At 69.6% G+C, this 15,446-nt stretch carries 13 protein-coding genes; 4 read left to right on the top strand and 9 right to left on the bottom strand.

Annotated features, from left to right (window positions below; all coding sequences use genetic code 11):
* Positions 1-139: 139 nt before the first annotated feature.
* Both GVO57_RS00955 and GVO57_RS00950 read right to left on the bottom strand, forming a co-directional pair.
* Positions 140-553, bottom strand: coding sequence for a hypothetical protein (locus tag GVO57_RS00955; RefSeq protein WP_160591092.1), 414 nt, complete (start codon positions 551-553; stop codon positions 140-142).
* Between the two features lie 63 nt (positions 554-616).
* Entirely contained in the window at positions 617-2,335 is a 1,719-nt protein-coding gene (locus GVO57_RS00950; RefSeq protein WP_160591090.1) for a hypothetical protein, read from the bottom strand.
* 216 nt (positions 2,336-2,551) lie between these two features.
* On the opposite strand from GVO57_RS00950, the gene GVO57_RS00945 reads away from it, so the two are divergent.
* The 4 genes from GVO57_RS00945 (at position 2,552) to GVO57_RS00930 (ending at position 10,001) form a co-directional block, all read left to right on the top strand.
* Complete coding sequence (locus tag GVO57_RS00945; RefSeq protein ID WP_160591088.1) at positions 2,552-3,532, top strand: SMP-30/gluconolactonase/LRE family protein; 981 nt, start codon at positions 2,552-2,554, stop codon at positions 3,530-3,532.
* A 400-nt stretch (positions 3,533-3,932) separates the two neighbouring features.
* Complete coding sequence (locus tag GVO57_RS00940; protein WP_160591086.1) at positions 3,933-6,425, top strand: TonB-dependent receptor domain-containing protein; 2,493 nt, start codon at positions 3,933-3,935, stop codon at positions 6,423-6,425.
* 189 nt (positions 6,426-6,614) lie between these two features.
* Entirely contained in the window at positions 6,615-7,841 is a 1,227-nt protein-coding gene (locus tag GVO57_RS00935; protein WP_160591084.1) for a helix-turn-helix domain-containing protein, read from the top strand.
* Positions 7,842-8,150: 309 nt separating this feature from the next.
* Entirely contained in the window at positions 8,151-10,001 is a 1,851-nt protein-coding gene (locus GVO57_RS00930) for an SGNH/GDSL hydrolase family protein (RefSeq protein WP_160591082.1), read from the top strand.
* 45 nt (positions 10,002-10,046) lie between these two features.
* On the opposite strand, the gene GVO57_RS00925 is transcribed toward GVO57_RS00930, so the two are convergent.
* The 7 genes from GVO57_RS00925 to GVO57_RS00895 form a co-directional block, all read right to left on the bottom strand.
* Entirely contained in the window at positions 10,047-10,403 is a 357-nt protein-coding gene (locus tag GVO57_RS00925) for a hypothetical protein (RefSeq protein WP_160591080.1), read from the bottom strand.
* The gene (locus GVO57_RS00920; RefSeq protein WP_160591078.1) at positions 10,403-11,188 is read right to left on the bottom strand and encodes a methyl-accepting chemotaxis protein; all 786 of its coding nucleotides are present in this window, start codon (positions 11,186-11,188) and stop codon (positions 10,403-10,405) included. The genes GVO57_RS00925 and GVO57_RS00920 overlap by 1 nt, the downstream gene beginning before the upstream one ends.
* 124 nt (positions 11,189-11,312) lie before the next feature.
* Positions 11,313-11,684: a response regulator gene (locus GVO57_RS00915; protein ID WP_160591076.1), complete on the bottom strand. Its 372-nt coding sequence runs from the start codon at positions 11,682-11,684 to the stop codon at positions 11,313-11,315.
* An 11-nt stretch (positions 11,685-11,695) separates the two neighbouring features.
* A complete protein-coding gene (locus tag GVO57_RS00910; RefSeq protein ID WP_160591074.1) occupies positions 11,696-11,935 on the bottom strand; it encodes a hypothetical protein in 240 nt (79 codons plus the stop codon).
* The gene (locus tag GVO57_RS00905) at positions 11,935-14,241 is read right to left on the bottom strand and encodes a chemotaxis protein CheA (protein ID WP_160591072.1); all 2,307 of its coding nucleotides are present in this window, start codon (positions 14,239-14,241) and stop codon (positions 11,935-11,937) included. The genes GVO57_RS00910 and GVO57_RS00905 overlap by 1 nt, the downstream gene beginning before the upstream one ends.
* A complete protein-coding gene (locus tag GVO57_RS00900; protein ID WP_160591070.1) occupies positions 14,238-14,606 on the bottom strand; it encodes a response regulator in 369 nt (122 codons plus the stop codon). The genes GVO57_RS00905 and GVO57_RS00900 overlap by 4 nt, the downstream gene beginning before the upstream one ends.
* The gene (locus tag GVO57_RS00895; protein ID WP_160591068.1) at positions 14,603-15,445 is read right to left on the bottom strand and encodes a CheR family methyltransferase; all 843 of its coding nucleotides are present in this window, start codon (positions 15,443-15,445) and stop codon (positions 14,603-14,605) included. The genes GVO57_RS00900 and GVO57_RS00895 overlap by 4 nt, the downstream gene beginning before the upstream one ends.
* Between the last annotated feature and the right edge of the window lies 1 nt (position 15,446).

Below are 15,446 nucleotides of genomic sequence, written 5' to 3'. Positions count from 1 at the left end.
ATCCTGGCAATCACGGTCTGAACGGGCGCGCAGGGCCCGCGACCGGCCCATGCGGGGCGCAGACGGTCGCGGCGTGTGGCGCGCGGCACGGCCGGGCGCGCGCTTCAGCGCGCGGGAACCGGCCGTTGGCGGGTGGGGTTCAGACGGTAAGCGGCGGGCCGCGCAGCGGCGGGCGCAGGCCCGGCCCGTGGCGGCGGAGCACCGGCGCGACGGGGCGCAGGCCGAGCGCCATCACATAGGCAATGGCGATGGCCAGCAGCAGGGCATCGACCCCGGCGGTCGCGGCCATGGCAAGTCCTGTGAACAGGCAGCCCGATTTGGCCTTCATGTCGGCCTGAACCGCCGGATCGCCGGCATCGCCCTTCATCGGCAGGGCGATCCGCACCGGGCCGGGATCGTTCGCCCCGTCCCAGCACAGTTCGATCATGAACGCCTGGCCGGCGCGCGACGGCATGAAGCCCGCCGGGATCAGCGCCTTCACGGCCAGCGCGACCGCGATCATCGCGATCGCCACGGCCTTGTGGCCAAGGATCAGGGCGCGCAGCCGGGTCATGCGGCGCGCGCCTTAACGCGCGCTGCCCGGTTTGTCATCTCCGGTTTCCAGCCGGGCGGCGCCTCAGCGATAGCGCCAGCTGGTCAGGTCCGCGCCCGGCGGCGCGGTCTGGCGGATGCGCTCGAGGATCTTGTCGACATACATGCTGTTGTAGCGCAGCCGCGACACCGCGTTGGGCAGCTTCGCGTCGCCATTCCAGCAATGTTCGGCACGGTCGCCGTACAGCACCTCGCCGCGATAGGGCGGATCGGCGCGGGTCAGCACCTGTTCGAGCGTGTACACCGCGTTGTTAAGATAATAATTGTCCATGTCGCCGACATAGACGTGAAGCTTGCCGGCAAGGTCCGGGGCCAGCTTTGCCCAGTCGCGCGCGAGGATGTGGGTCAGGTCGTAATTGTCGCGCCAGTGGCGGGCGACTTCGGGATCGATCGAGCCGCTCAGCTTGTCGACCAGCGGGCGCGGATAGCCGTCCGCGCCCATCGGCGAGAACACCGCTTCCCAGATGTCCCACTGCCCGCCCGAACGGGTCTTGTCGCCCAGCACATATTCCAGCCGGTTTTCATCCTCGGCCATGTAATCGACCTGGCCGAGATAATTGCGCTTCGCCGGCTTGGCGACACGGCCGAACGGCCCCTCGCGCCAATAGGCGTTGCGCTCCTCATAGATGTTGGTGACCATGTAATGGCGGAAATCGACCGGGTCCGGGCAGCCGATGAACGCGCCATTATAGGCGCGCGGATAGAAGATCTGCGCCGCCATCGCCGACCAGCCGCCGGTCGATCCGCCATAGAGAAACCGCGCCCAGCCCTGGCCGATGCCGCGAAACTTCGCCTCGAGCGCGGGCAGGAACTCATGGGTGATCGCATCGCCATAGGGGCCGAGATTGGCCGAGTTCACCGCATAGCTGTCGTCGTAGAACGGGTTGGAATGGTCGATCTCGACAATCAGCATGCGCGGGAAATCGGGTGAGATCCATTTCCTGTAGAAATCATAGGCTTCCTGCTGCTCGATCCGGTTGTAGCAGGGCTCGCCGAATCGGGCATTGGGCACGCAGGGGGCGTCGGCATCGGGCGGGGTGGTGCGGAAGCCGCCGAAATCGGCCGGGAAATGGCCGTGGAAGATGGCAAGCGGAAAGCGCGCTTCGGGATGCAGGTCGAAATCGCGCGGCACCAGCACATGGCCGGTGATATAGGTGTCGCGTCCCCAGAAGCGGGTGAGGCTGGGGCTCTTGAATTTGAAATGGCGGATGAAGGTCGTGTCTTTGGGCGGCGCGACCGGCGGCAGCACGCGGCTGAGCGCGATGTCGATCTGGCCGGGGCGGGCGGGATCGAAGCGGATGCGCTGCGGCGCGCTGATGATGTTGCCCGGTTCCTCGCGCCAGTTCTGCCCGGCCCCGCGCGCGGCGGGCAGCAGCACCGTGCGCCCGTCGCCCCGCCTGAACCGGTCATAGACGTGCAGCACCGCCTGCACATGATAGTCGCCGGCCGGCACGCCCGCCAGCGTGCGCGCCGGATAGCCGGGCAGATCCGCCGTCATGGTGACGGTGCCGCCGCGCGCGACGCCGCTGACGTTCATGCCGATCACCTGCGGCGCATCATGGCCGGGCGCGACCTGGAAGCGCGGTTCGGGCGTGTCGCGCGGCGATAGGATCAGGATCAGCCGCCCGTCATAGCGCGCCTGCGGCGCATCGGCGGGGATCGTCACGCGGAAGGTTTCCGCCGCCGCCGGAACTGCCAGCGCGGCAAGCGCCACCGCCCCCATGAAGCTCAATGCCCGCATCATCCCCCTGTTCCCCCGCGGCTGTCCGCCGGCGCGATCCTAGGCCGGGAATGCCCGCGCGCAAGGGCGGTAAGGGGGGGCAGGGGGCTGTGCGCGGGGCCATGATCGCCGCACCGCCCCAGCTTTCCGTTTTGCTGCATGTTCCGGGCCGCCGGGTGATTCCACCCGGCTGGAAAACGCTCTAGGCTCGCCCGATCAGCATAAAAGGGGGAGGCGACGATGCGGCAATGGCCGGGCGCGATGGCGGCGATCTTGTGGGGCGGCGTGGCTGCCGGGCCGGTTGCCGGGGCGCAGGATGCGCCGCCGGGCGCGTTCGAGGCCGGGGCCCCGCTCGGCGTCACGGTCGACGGGCGGCACCAGCCGATGTCATCCAATGTGCGGGTGTTCGGCGCGATCGTGAGCGCGGAAAGCTGCATCTATGATCGCAGCCGCCGGCTGATCATGGTCGTCAGCCGCGGCGCCGCGCAGACCGAGGCGCCCAATGACGGCTTTGTCTCGCTGCTCAACCCCGACGGGTCGGTCCACACCGCCAAATGGATCGGGGCCAGCCGCGCCGGGCTGATCCTCAACCAGCCGTTCGGCAGCGACATTCAGGGCGGGCGGCTCTATCTGGCCGACAGCGATGGCGGCACCGCCGACGGCGCGGCGCGCGTGTCGGTGATCCGGGTGTTCGATGTCGCGAGCGGCGCGCCGGTCCGCGCCATTCGCGTGCCGGATTCGCCCTGGTTCAACGACATCGCGGTCGCGCCCGACGGCACCATCTATGCGACCCAGACCGGCAGCCCCGATGGGCGGGTGCCGATGCGCGTCTACCGGATCGATGCCGACGGCACGGCTCGCGTGCTCGTCGACGGCGCGCCGCTGTCGCTGCCCAACGGCATCGCGCTCGATCCGGACGGCAACATCGTCGTCGTCAATCTGGGCAATCGCGACGTGCTGACCTTCAGCCCGTCGGGCAAGCTGCTCAATACCGAACAGGCCGCCCAGTCGGGCAATGACGGGCTGGTGATCCTGCCCGACGGCACCCGTTACATCAGCAGCGTGCGCGAAGGCGGCATCCAGCGGATGCGCCCCGGCCGCCCGGCCGAGCTGATCGCGCGCAACATCCCGAGCGCGGCATCGATGTGCCACGATCCCGACCGCAATCAGCTGATCATCCCGATGAACCCCAACAACGCGGTGGCCATCGTCAGGCTTTAGAGCATTTTCGAGCCGGGTGGACTTGACCCGGCGGCTCGGAAAATGCCGCACAACGAAAAGCGGGAGCGGCCGATCCGATGCAATCGGATCGGAAACCGCAGTGTCGCGGGAACCGGCGGGGGCGGCGGGCGGTTCGGCTCTCATCCCCAATGCGCCGCAGGGCGCTGAATTCGCATGGTTTGTTCCGGGCGGTTGCCTGCAACAACAAGATTTTATGGCAAAGTTTGTTGGTTAGCGCGCGGGATGACGTGGTTGCCGCCATGCAGCTAAGGGCTTTTACTTACCGCTCCTTAAGTTGCTGACTTTGCTTGGTCATAAGTAAATCATCTGACTTCGATAGGTCATGCTTTTTTTCTCTCTATAATGCGTCGATAAAACCATAATCACGCCAGGATGAGAGATGAGAAACATTGCCATTGCCCTGCTCGCGTCGTCCTTTCTGGCGACGCCGGTTCTTGCCGGCGAACCGGCGGACATTCCCGCAGCCGACACCGACCAGCCCGAGGCCCCGGCCGATCCGCAGGCTGCCCCGGCGCAGGAAGTGTTCTCGACCGGCGTGGCGCGTGGGCGCGACCGGCTGGACAGCGCGACATCGACCAGCATCTTCAGGTCGAGCGAGTTTCTGAAGCTCGGGCCGCGGCCGTTCGCCGACGTGATCCGCGCCATCCCCGGCCTGCGCGTCGAATCCGCGGTGGGCGAGGGCAATGCCAATTACACGGTGCGCGGCCTGCCGCTCGCATCGGGCGGCGCCAAATATCTGCAGATCCAGGAAGATGGTCTGCCGGTTCTGGAGTTTGGCGACTTTTTCAACTTCGCCGCCGATGTCTTCGTGCGCAGCGATTTCAACATCGCCCAGATTGAATCGATCCGGGGCGGTTCGGCCTCGACCTTCTCGTCCAACTCGCCGGGCGGGCTGATCAACCTGCTGTCCAAGACCGGCGACACCGATGGCGGTGCCGTGCAGCTGACCAGCGGGATCGACTATGGCGAGCGCCGGATCGATTTCGACTATGGTTCGCAGCTGGGCGGCGGCTGGCGGTTCCATATCGGCGGCTTCTACCGCCAGGGCGAGGGGCCGCGCGATATCGGCTTCAACGGCTATAAGGGCGGGCAGATCCGGCTGAACATCACCAAGCAGTTCGACACCGGCTTCATCCGCCTGCACGCCAAATATCTGCAGGACCGGTCGCCGACCTTCGCTCCCTATCCGATCCAGATCACCGGGACGAACGACGATCCGACGATCCGCAACTTTGCCGGCTTCGACGTGCGCAGCGACGCCACGCTGTCGCCCTTTATCGGTCCGGTGGTGACGCTTGACGGGCAGAACCAGCTGCGCCGCTTCCCGGTGCGCAACGGCATGGATCCGGTCAGCAAGGCGATCGGGCTGGAGGCGCAGTTCGAGGTTGCCGGCTTCACCGTCAGCAACAAGGCGCGCTATTCGGCGAACTCGGGCGACTTCCTGCGCGTGTTTCCATCGTCGGTGAACACGGTGAATGCCCTGGCCGCGCAGATTGGCGGTGCCGGGGCGACCGCGCGCTATGCCAGCGGCCCGCTCGCCGGCCAGCCGATTGCGGCGGGGTCGCCGATCAACGGCAACGGGCAGCTGATGCTGTCGTTCATGGCGCAGACCCGGGCGCGCTCGCTCGACTATTTCGTCAATGATCTGCGCGCGTCGCGGGTGTGGAACATGGGTGGCGGCGCGCTGACCGTGACCGGCGGCCTTTACGCCGCCGACCAGCAGCTGTCGTCCGAATGGCTGCATTCCTCGATCGTCACCGATGTGGCGGGCAATGGCCGCACCGCGATGGTCGACATCACCAGCGCGGCCGGCGTCGCCCAGACCCAGGGCGGCTATTTCTCGTTCGCGCGCGGCAACAGCAGCCGGTTCCGCCGCATTTTCGATGTCGATTACAGCATTCTCGCGCCCTATGGCTCGGTCAACTACCATGTCGGCAAGCTCGCGATCGGCGGCAGCCTGCGCTATGATCGCGGGCGGGTGCGCGGGTCGCTGGTCGGCGCCGATCTGGGCGGCGGCCGGGTGGGCCTGACCAGCTTCGACGTCAATGGCGATGGCGCGATCTCCGCGCCCGAAACCCGGGTCGGCTTCCTGCCGCTCGATCGGCCGGCCCCGGTCGATTATGATTATGGCTTCCTCAGCTATTCAGCGGGCGTCAACTACCGGATCTCGGAGCCGCTGGCGGTGTTTGCGCGCTACAGCCGTGGCGGCCGCGCCAATGCGGACAAGATCCTGTTCACCTCGGCCGTCGCCGCCGATGGCAGCGTGCCGAGCAAGGCCGACCGGGTCGACGAGGTCCGCCAGCTCGAAGGCGGGTTCAAGTTCCGCCGCACCAACGTGACCGTCAATGCGACCGCGTTCCTCGCTTATGCCGACGACCATAATGTGCTCAATGGCTCGGCCAACGCGACGTTCCGCACCTACCGCGCTTACGGTCTGGAGCTCGAGGGCACGTTCCGCCACGGCCCGTTCAGCATCGCCGGCGGCGCGACCTACACCACCGCCAAGATCACCGAGGACAAATTCGACGCGAGCCTCACCGGCAAGGAACCGCGCCGCCAGCCGGCCTGGACGATCACGGTGATGCCGCAGCTTGAGTTCGACCGGGTGAATGTCGGCGCGAACATCGTGACCGTGACCAGCAGCTATGCACAGGACGAGAATATCCTGCGCATCCCCGGCTTCACCACGGTGAACGCGTTCGCGCTGTTCAAGCCGGTGGCGCGGGTGCAGCTGATGGTCAATGCCAGCAACCTGTTCAACCAGGCGGGCTTTTTCGACATCAACCAGAGCCAGCTGCCTGCCAACGGTATTGGCTGGGGCCGGTCGATCAACGGTCGCACGATCTCGGCCTCGCTGCGCTACGACTTCTGATCCGATGTTCGGGGGAGCGGAGGCTTCGCTCCCCCGCCACCTCTGACCAGTCCGCGCCCGCCCGTGTTGCCGCACGCGGCGGGCGCGGGCATGTGCTGTCACGATACTGTCATCCCGGCGACGCAACCCGGCCCCGTGAGCGATGGCGGGCCCGCAAGGTCTGCCGGGGGAAGGGGTGGGCAGCGGGTCATGGGCACGACGCCGGAGTTGATCATCGTGCTGATGGGCGCGGGCGGCGGCGGGCTGAGCCTGGCGCTGGTGGCGGCGCGGCTGCTCGGTCCGTCGGGCCGCCAGCGACGCGGGCCGCTGCTCGCGCTGGCGGCGCTGCTGCTGGTGTTCACCCTCGATCTGGCCGATTCCGCGCTGGCGCTTGCCAGCCCTGCCCGCCACGGTGCGTTTGCAGGCTATGTGCTGCTGGTCTGGCCGCTCTTTCCGCTCGCGCCCTGGCTTTATGTGCGCAGCGCGACGCTGGCTCCCAGTGCGGGGCACTGGCGGTCGCTGCGCGTGCCGCTCACGCTGTGGGGCGTCGCCATCCTTGCGCTGGTGCCGCTGCTGCGGCTCGACGGCGCGGTGCGCCATGCCATTCTGGTCGACGGGCGGCTGCCGGCGGCGGACGGGCTGCTGCCCGCGATTGCGGGGCTGACCCTGTTCGTGCTCGGCTGGCTGGCGGCGCTGGCCGTGTCGGCGGTGGCGACGATCCGGCGGCTGGCCGCGCATCGCCGGCGGATGCGCGCGCTCTTGTCCAACACCAGCGGGGTCGAGCTGCGCTGGCTCGACGGGTTTCTGCTGTTCCTGCTGGCGGCGTTCGCGGTCGAGCTGGCGGACAGCCTGCTGGCGCTGTTTGCCGACCGGTCGCTGCTGGGCGACGACATGGCGGCGCTGGTCGAGGTCGCGATCCTGATCGGCCTTGCCCTGTTCGGCCTGCAGCAGGGCGATCCCGTGCCGGTCTGGGCGCGCGACCTGCTGCCGCCTGAGGCGGGGGACGACGCTCCCCTGCCGGCGGCCGGCGATGCCGGTGCTGCGACCATCGCCGATGCCGGTGCCTATGCCCGGTCGGGGCTGGACGATGACAGTTGCGCCCGCATTCTCGACCGGCTGGATGCGGTGATGGCCGCCGAGCGGCCCTGGGCCGATCCGTTCCTGACGTTGCAGGCCCTTGCCGAACGCTGCGGCGTCAAACCCCATTATCTCAGCCAGGCGCTCAACATGCGCGGCGGCACCAGCTTTTACGACTATGTCAATCGCTGGCGCGTCGAGGCGGCGTGCCGGGCGCTTGCGGCCAGCGAGGACAATATCCTCGCCATCGCCGAACAGGTCGGCTTCAATGCCAAATCGACGTTCAACGCCGCCTTTCGCCGCGTGACCGGGGAAACCCCCTCCGCCTATCGCCGCCAGGCGGGCGGCCGCGCCGCCTGACGCGCGGCTGACGCGCAACTAAGGCGCAACGGTGGGGCGCAGCGGGGTCCGGGCCGATCGGCGCGGACGCCCGGCACGTCCGCGCCGATGGGGCTGGACGACGCGGCGGCCGCCGGGCGCGCACAACAGGCCGGTCAGCAACCACCGGATCTGCCCATCATGTTTTCCGCACCGCTTTCTCGTCACCTGCCCGCCCGTGCCGCCGCCGTCGCGTCCCGAGCTGTTCCGGCGTTCGACCGCCCCGTCCGTCGCCCCGTGCCCAGCCCAGTCCGCCGCCCAGTCCGCCGCATCGCCCTGCTTGGCGCGGCGATGCTGGGGCTGCCCATCGCCGGGCCCGTGGCCGCTGCCGGGCCGTCTGGCGTGCTTTACGTGTTCGGGGATTCGGATTCCGATCAGGGCAATCTCGCCCGGCTGCGCGGCGAGCGCGCGGCCGACCGGCCCGGCTATTTCTGCCCCGATGACCTGTGCCGCGATTCGAACGGCCCGGTCTGGGCCGAACGGCTGGGGCGGCCGGTCGCGCCGCTGCTGGCAGCGGGGCCGGCAGTACCGGGCCGGGGCATCAACTTTGCCGTGTCGGGCGCGCACATGACCGCGCGCGGCGAGCCCGACGTGCTGCCGAGCGGCGTGACCGTGCAGATCGACCAGTTTGCTGCCCTGGTCGCTGGGGGCCGGATCCGGCCGGCGGCGGACGACCTGTTCGTCATCCAGGCCGGCACCAATGATCTGCTGCGGCTGGCCGAAGGCGATGCACCCGAGGCGATTGGCGGCGATATCGTCAGCGCGGCTTCGGGCCATGTCCGCCGGCTGGCCGGGCTGGGTGCGCGCACCTTGGCCGTCGCCGAGGTCGCCCCGGTCCAGTATCTGCCGATGGTCGCGGGTGCGGAGCTGGCACCGCTGCGCGCCGCGCTCACCGGCATTGTCGGCGGCGTGAATGACGCGCTCGCGATGACGCTCGCTGACATGCGCGGCGATTTGCCCGCCGGCACCAACATCGTGCTGATCCGCCAGCAGGCCTTTTTCGACTGGCTGGCCGCCAATCACGGGGCGCTCGGGCTCGCGCCGCTCGACCGGGCCTGCATCGATGCCGATGGCCGGCTGTGCGCGCCCGATACCGCCGCGCAGGACCGGTTCGTCTGGTTTGACAGCAATCATCTGAGCGGCAGCGGCCACGCGCTTTATGCCCGCTGGGTCCAGGCGACGCTGGACGGGGCCTCGGGTGCCGCCGCCGCGCAGACCGCGCAGCTGCCCGATCTCGCCATCGCCCAGGCGGCACGGCTGCGCGCGCTGAGCGATGCCGCCCGGGCCCCTGGTCTGTCAGGTGCCGATCGCGGCGTGCGCCTGTTCGCCGCGCCGCTGATCGAGCGCGGGCGCTTTGCCGGTCCGGCGGGCGGCGAGAGCAGCCGCATCCGGGCGCAAGGCGGGCTGATCGGGCTGGATGCGCGCCTCGGGCGCGGCAATGCCGGCCTGTCGGTCGGCTGGACGCAGGGGCGGACGATGTTTGCAGATGGTGGGCTGGCGCGGTCGCGCGGGTTTGCGGTCAGCGGTTTTGCCGGCTGGGCGCTGCCGGTGGGCGCGATCGAGGCGAGCATCAGCTATGCCCGTCCAGAGCTGACCGATATTCGCCGCGAAACCGGGCTGCCCGGCCTCGTCGCGCGCGGGCGGACGCGCGGCCGGCATCTGGCCGCGACGCTCGGCTATGCCAGCGGGATTGCGGCCGGGCCGCTGACCGCCGCTGTCCGCAGCCGGATCGTCTATGAGCAGGTGCGGCTGGGCGGTTTCGAGGAGACGGCGGCCGACGGGCTGGCGCTTGCCTATGCCCGCCAGAGGCTCGCGCGCTGGGGCATTGAGTCGCGGATGGAGGCATCGTGGCGGATCACCGCCGCCGGTGACGCGCTGACCATCGCGCCCTTTGCGGAGCTGGACAGCCGGATCAATCTGGCCGGCGGGGGGCATGTGCTGACCTCTGCGCTGGCGGGCAACATTGCCCTGCCCGCGACCACCGCCAGCCGCCAGTCGGCCCGCGACACCATCGATGCGGGCGGCGGGATCAGGCTGGAGACGCGCACCGGCCTCAGCCTGTCGGCCCGCTATGTGCGCGCGGTTGCGGGGCCGGCAAAGGGGGGTGGCCTGTGGTCGCTGCAGGTGGCGATGCGCTTTTGAACCCAGGCGGCGGCGGCCGGGGTCTGCCCTGCCGGCCGCCGCCGGTCAGAACAGCTGGACGCGGGGCATCGCCGGTTCGGGCGTGTGGACGGTGGCCGGCGGGGCGGCATGGGCCAGCCTTTCGCTTTCCATCACATAGCGCGCGCGAAGCGTCTCGAGCCGGTCGGCAAGGCTTGGCCCGGCTCCGGCGTCGGGCGTCGTCAGATGCGCCTCAAGCTCGTCGAGCGCCTCGGTGACATGGTCCAGCCGCTGGCGGATGATGTCGTGGAACTGCACCGCCCCCAGAATATGCGCCAGCCCCTCGGTCAGCTGGGCATGGCTGCCGCCCGCTTCGCGGATCAGGCCGATCAGCGTGTGGCCGCTGCGGTTCACCTCCTCGTGCAGCGCGCCCAGTTCCGCCATCAGCCGGGCGACGTCGGCATCGCCCGCCCCGGATCGGGCCGGGCGCGCAGCAGCTCCTCGCGCATCCGCTGTGCGATCAGGTCCAGCTCGCTGCCCAGCGTCTTGGCGACCGAGGCGATCGATTCGGCCAGTGCGCGGACCTGGTCGGCGACCACGCCGAACGACCCGCCGGCAGCGCCCGCACGCCCGGCCTCGACCGCGGCGTTGAACGACAGCAGCACTGCCCGGTCCGAAATCTTGGCGATCTCGTCCGCAGCCGGCCGCAGCCGGGCCGTGCCTTCGGCCAGCGATTCCAGCCGCTGATGATTGGCCGACAGGTCGCTGGCGCGCCGGTCGAGGATCGCGGTCAGCGACTGGATGATGTGATCGGGCCGGGCGGCGGCACGCAGCAGCGCCTCGCCATCGGCGACCGACCGGCTGAGCCGCGCCTGCTGCTCGGCCGAACTGCCATTGAGCCGCGTTGCCTGATCGATGATCGCCATCACCCCGGTTTCGGCATCGCCCTGCACACCGGCAATCTGGCCGCGCAGCGTGTCGAGATAGCGGATCAGTTCGCCGGCATCGATCCCCGCCGGGGCCGGCACCGGGGCAGGGGGCGGCAGATCGGCCTCGACCGTGGCCGGCGGCGCTTCCACCGGATCGGCCATGTCGTGCGCGAACGGCGGTGCGGCCGCAGCGGAAACGGTCTCCGCCGCCTGCCTGTCGGGCCGCCTGCGTGCCGCCACGCCCAGCAGCGCCGCCGCCTCGCCCAGCGCCAGCGCCGCCCCCAGCCGCCGGCCAGCCATCCGCCCAGCAGCGCGGCCGCCGCCGTCACCAGCAGCGCGGCTGCGGCGGTGCCGGCGGCATGCCGGGGGCGCGGTGGTCCGCTCTGCGGGTGTCGGGGGCGGGGCATTGGCGGCATCCCGCGTGTCAGCCCGGCATCACCTGGCGGACGACCTCCAGCAGCTCGGGGCCGGGCACCGGCTTGACCAGCCAGCCGGTCGCGCCCAGCCGCCGCGCCTCGTCGCGCTTGGCGGCCTGGCTTTCGGTGGTCAGCGTCAGGATGGGCTTGAACCGATAGCCCGGCAGGGCGCGCACCTGCTTGATCAGTTCCATCCCGCCCATGTGCGGCATGTTGATGTCGGTGATGATCATGTCGGCCTTGAGCCCGCTGCGCAGCTTCGACAGCGCCTTGCAGCCGTCAGCCGCGGTTTCGACGACATAGCCGTTCATTTCCAGCGTCGCGCGGACGCTCATCAGCATGGTGGCGGAATCATCGACGATCAGGATGGTCTTGGGCATCGGCAGTCCTATCAGTCCGGAGAAAATAGCGGGGCCAGCCAGCCATGCAGATCGGCATCGGCGGGCAGGGCGAGCACCGGCGCGCCGCTGGCCAGCACGACCTGCACACAGGCGGGGTGGATATGGGTGCAGCCGCCCAGGTCGATCGTGCGACCGGGAGCTTCGATCAGCCACGCATGCAGCGTCTCGGCGGTCTCCACATCGACCTCGCCCGACAGCACGGCTTTGCGCTTGAACAGCCGGATCGGCATCAGGCGAGCCTCCTTGCGTTGAGCACCATGACAACCGCGCCGTCGCCCATCAGCGTCGAGCCCGAATAGATGTCGATCCCGGCCAGCATCGCGCCCAGCGGCTTCTGGATGACGTCGAGCGTTTCGCGGAAATCATCGACGATCAGGCCGATCTGCTCGTCCCCGCGCTGGAGGATGAGGATCGCCAGCTCGCCCGCCGCGCTCCGGCGCGGCGCGGCCGCGATGCCGAGCGCGTCATTGAGCGGGCGCAGCGCGACGATCCGGCCGCGCCGGACGATGGCCTGCCCCTGTCCCACCCCCTGCACGGCCGTTTCGGGCACCCGCAGCGTCTCGACCACCGCGTCCACCGGCACGGCAAAACGCTGGCCATCGGTTTCGATCACCAGCACGCGGGTGATGGCGACCGACAGCGGCAGCATGATCTGCACGGTCGTCCCCCGTCCGGGCACGCTGTCGAGCGCGATGTCGCCGTGCAGCCGCTCGACCGCCGTGCGCACCACGTCCATGCCCACGCCGCGCCCGGACAGGTCCGAAATCGCCGCGGCGGTCGAAAAGCCGGGCAGGAACACCAGCTGCACGGCATCGCGCTCGCTGAGCTGTGCTGCCGCATCGGGCGCGATCAGCCCGCGCTCGACCGCCCGCGCGCGCACCCGCTCGGGATCGATGCCGCGCCCGTCGTCGCGGATCTCGATGCGGATGCGGTCGCCCTCCTGCGCCGCGCGGATCGCGATGCGCCCGGTTGCGGGCTTGCCGGCGGCGATGCGCTCCTCAGGCATCTCCAGCCCGTGATCGAGGCTGTTGCGGACCATGTGGATCAGCGGGTCGGCGATGCTTTCGACGATGTTCTTGTCGGCCTCGGTCTCCTCGCCCTCCAGCACCAGCTCGATCTGTTTGCCCAGCCGGCGCGACAGGTCGCGCACCAGCCGCGGAAAGCGTTCGAACACCAGCGCCACCGGCATCATGCGGATCTGCATGATCGCGCCCTGCAGCTCGTCGGTGATGCGACTGATCGCGGCGTGCTGCGCCTTGATCTCGCGCTCCAGCTCCCGGCCGCCCTCCAGCCGCGCGGCATGGCGGGCAAGATAGGGCAGCGCGTTGCGCGCCACCGCCATCTCGCCGACCAGATTGAGCAGCCGGTCGATCCGTGCCTGATCGACGCGCAGGCTGCGGCTGGCGGCGACGGGCTCGTCGGCGCGCGCCGCCGCGGCCGGAGGTGCGGCCGAGGGCGTGTCCGGGCCGGTGGCAGCCGCATCCGGCGCGCCCCGCGCCTGTGCGATCAGCATGTCGGCCGCCTCGATCAGCGCAGCCGGATCGTCGCTGTCCAGAAATGCGTCGCCCAGCGCCGGCAGCCGCCCGGCCAGATCGGCAAGCCCAAGCTGCCGCGCCCCGCCCGCCAGCACGCCCACCGCCGCGCGCACCCGGCCGGCATGCCAGTCGGGCCGGTCAGCCTCCAGCAGCGTCGCGCGCTGGTCGGCAAGCAGCGACGCCAGATCGGCTGAAGGTTCGGCGGCCGGGCCGGGTTCCGCCTCGGCAGCGGGCACCGGGATCGGGATCAGCGACACCTGATCGGCGACATAGCGGAAATGCCGGCTGAGCGCCTCGTGCGGGGCCGCGCAGACCAGTTCGAACGCCAGCCGGTTGCAATAGGCGTCAAGCTCGGCCAGCGGCGGCCAGTCCTGCGGCGCGACGATGCGTCCCCAGATCCGCCCCGGTGCCTGGCGGGCATTGCGCAGCGGATCATCGCCGCTGAAATAGCATTGCTCGCTCGGCAGATAGCGGATGAAGACCAGCGGGTCTTCCCCGCCATGGTCGCGCGCCGCCGCCAGCGCCGGGGCCGGGATGTCGGCGGGCGGATCGACGGGCTGATCGGCGGGGGGAGCGGTGGACTGGGCGGACGTCCCGGCTGCCGGTTCGGGGGACGCGGGGGCGATCAGTGCGCGCAGCGTCGCGGCCATCGCCACCGCCTCGTCCCCGCGCGGGCCGTGCGTGTCGCCGCTTTGTGCCACCTGGTCGCACAGCGCCGAAACCAGATCGGCGGCGCGCAGCAGCTGATCGGCAAGCACCGGCGTGAAGGGCAGCACGCCGCCGCGCACCGCATCCATCAGGTCTTCGGCGGCGTGGAGCAGCCGCGTCATCTCGGCCATGTCGAACAGGCCGCTATTGCCCTTGAGCGTGTGGACGCAGCGGAACAGCGCGTTCATCGCCGCATCGTCATCGGGCGTGCGCTCAAGCTGCATCAGCCCGGCATCGATCCCCTGCAGCAGGTCCTGCGCCTCGGCGAGGAACTGGTCGAGCAGCCGGCTCATGCCCGTCCCCCGGTCAGCAGCGCGACATGGTGGAGCAAAGTCTCCGGCCGGACCGGCTTGGGCAGATAGGCGCTGGCGCCGCTCAGCCGGCAGCGCGCGGCGGTGACGGCACCGCTGTCGGTGGTGATGACCAGCGCCGGCGGCTGGGCGACGGGTTCGCGGCGCAGCGCTTCCAAAAACGCAAAGCCGTCCAGACGGGGCATGTTCACATCGACGATGCACAGGCTGCACGGCTGGGCGAGCGCGGTTTCGAGCGCGTCGATGCCATTGTCCGCTTCCGCGACCTGATAGCCGGCCCCGGACAGGATCTGGCGATAATAGCTGCGGATCACCGCTGCGTCGTCGACGACGAGGATCGGGTTCATGCGGCGTCCCCCGGCCGTTGATGGACGATCGCGCGCGGCAGCCTGCGCGGGCTGAACAGCGACGAGATGCGCCCCATCGATTCCGAATGGCCGAGCAGGACGAAGCCGCCCGGCGTCAGTGCGTCGTAAAGCGCATCGGCGGCGATGCGGCGCGAACGGTCGTCGAAATAGATCAGCAGGTTGCGGCAGAAGATGACGTCGATGTCGCGAAAGGCGCGGGTTTCGCCCGGCGCGGTCAGGTTGCAGCGCGTGAAGCTGACCGAGTCGCGGATTTCCGACGACAGCTGATATTCGTCGCCGCGCGGCACGAAATAGCGGGCGAGCCAGGCGCGGGGCAGATGCTGGACCGAGCGGGCGGAATAGCGGCCGGCCCGTGCGCGCTCGAGCACCGCCGTGTCGATGTCCGACGACAGGATCTCCACATCCCAGTCGGCGAGCGCGGGCCAGCGTTCGAGCAGATAGATGGCCACCGAATAAGGCTCTTCGCCGGTGGAGGACGGCACGCACCAGATGCGGATCGGCCGCCGGTGGCGGCGGCGCGCGACGATGTCGGGCAGCACCGAATCAACCAGCGCCTCGAACTGATATTCCTCGCGCAGGAAATAGGTCTCGTTGACCGTCATCGCGTTGATCAGCTGCTGCAGCTCGGTCGCCGCGCCGCCCTGGCTCAGCCGCGCCAGATAGGCCTTGGCCGAGCCGCTTGATGTTTCGCGCACCCGCTCGACCAGTCGTTTGTCGACGAAATAGCGTTTCGAGGCGTCGAAATGGATGCCGGTCTCGCGGTGGAAATAGTCGCGGAACCGCTCGAAATCATCGTCGCTGACCTGGGGATGGCCCATG

The organism is Sphingomonas changnyeongensis (assembly GCF_009913435.1).
In the GTDB taxonomy this organism is placed as follows: Bacteria; Pseudomonadota; Alphaproteobacteria; order Sphingomonadales; family Sphingomonadaceae; genus Sphingomonas_B; species Sphingomonas_B changnyeongensis.
Note: the sequence above shows the minus strand (reverse complement) of the source record. Positions and strands in the feature narration are given on the sequence as shown.

Coding starts and splice junctions, on each gene's coding strand:
- GVO57_RS00950 (WP_160591090.1), bottom strand. CDS start 2,335: ATGATGCGGGCATTGAGCTTCATGGGGGCGGTGGCGCTTGCCGCGCTG.
- GVO57_RS00945 (WP_160591088.1), top strand. CDS start 2,552: ATGCGGCAATGGCCGGGCGCGATGGCGGCGATCTTGTGGGGCGGCGTG.
- GVO57_RS00900 (WP_160591070.1), bottom strand. CDS start 14,606: ATGAACCCGATCCTCGTCGTCGACGACGCAGCGGTGATCCGCAGCTAT.
- GVO57_RS00940 (WP_160591086.1), top strand. CDS start 3,933: ATGAGAAACATTGCCATTGCCCTGCTCGCGTCGTCCTTTCTGGCGACG.
- GVO57_RS00925 (WP_160591080.1), bottom strand. CDS start 10,403: ATGGCGGAACTGGGCGCGCTGCACGAGGAGGTGAACCGCAGCGGCCAC.
- GVO57_RS00915 (WP_160591076.1), bottom strand. CDS start 11,684: ATGCCCAAGACCATCCTGATCGTCGATGATTCCGCCACCATGCTGATG.
- GVO57_RS00930 (WP_160591082.1), top strand. CDS start 8,151: ATGCTGGGGCTGCCCATCGCCGGGCCCGTGGCCGCTGCCGGGCCGTCT.
- GVO57_RS00955 (WP_160591092.1), bottom strand. CDS start 553: ATGACCCGGCTGCGCGCCCTGATCCTTGGCCACAAGGCCGTGGCGATC.
- GVO57_RS00920 (WP_160591078.1), bottom strand. CDS start 11,188: ATGGCTGGCCGGCGGCTGGGGGCGGCGCTGGCGCTGGGCGAGGCGGCG.
- GVO57_RS00905 (WP_160591072.1), bottom strand. CDS start 14,241: ATGAGCCGGCTGCTCGACCAGTTCCTCGCCGAGGCGCAGGACCTGCTG.
- GVO57_RS00910 (WP_160591074.1), bottom strand. CDS start 11,935: ATGCCGATCCGGCTGTTCAAGCGCAAAGCCGTGCTGTCGGGCGAGGTC.
- GVO57_RS00935 (WP_160591084.1), top strand. CDS start 6,615: ATGGGCACGACGCCGGAGTTGATCATCGTGCTGATGGGCGCGGGCGGC.
- GVO57_RS00895 (WP_160591068.1), bottom strand. CDS start 15,445: ATGGGCCATCCCCAGGTCAGCGACGATGATTTCGAGCGGTTCCGCGAC.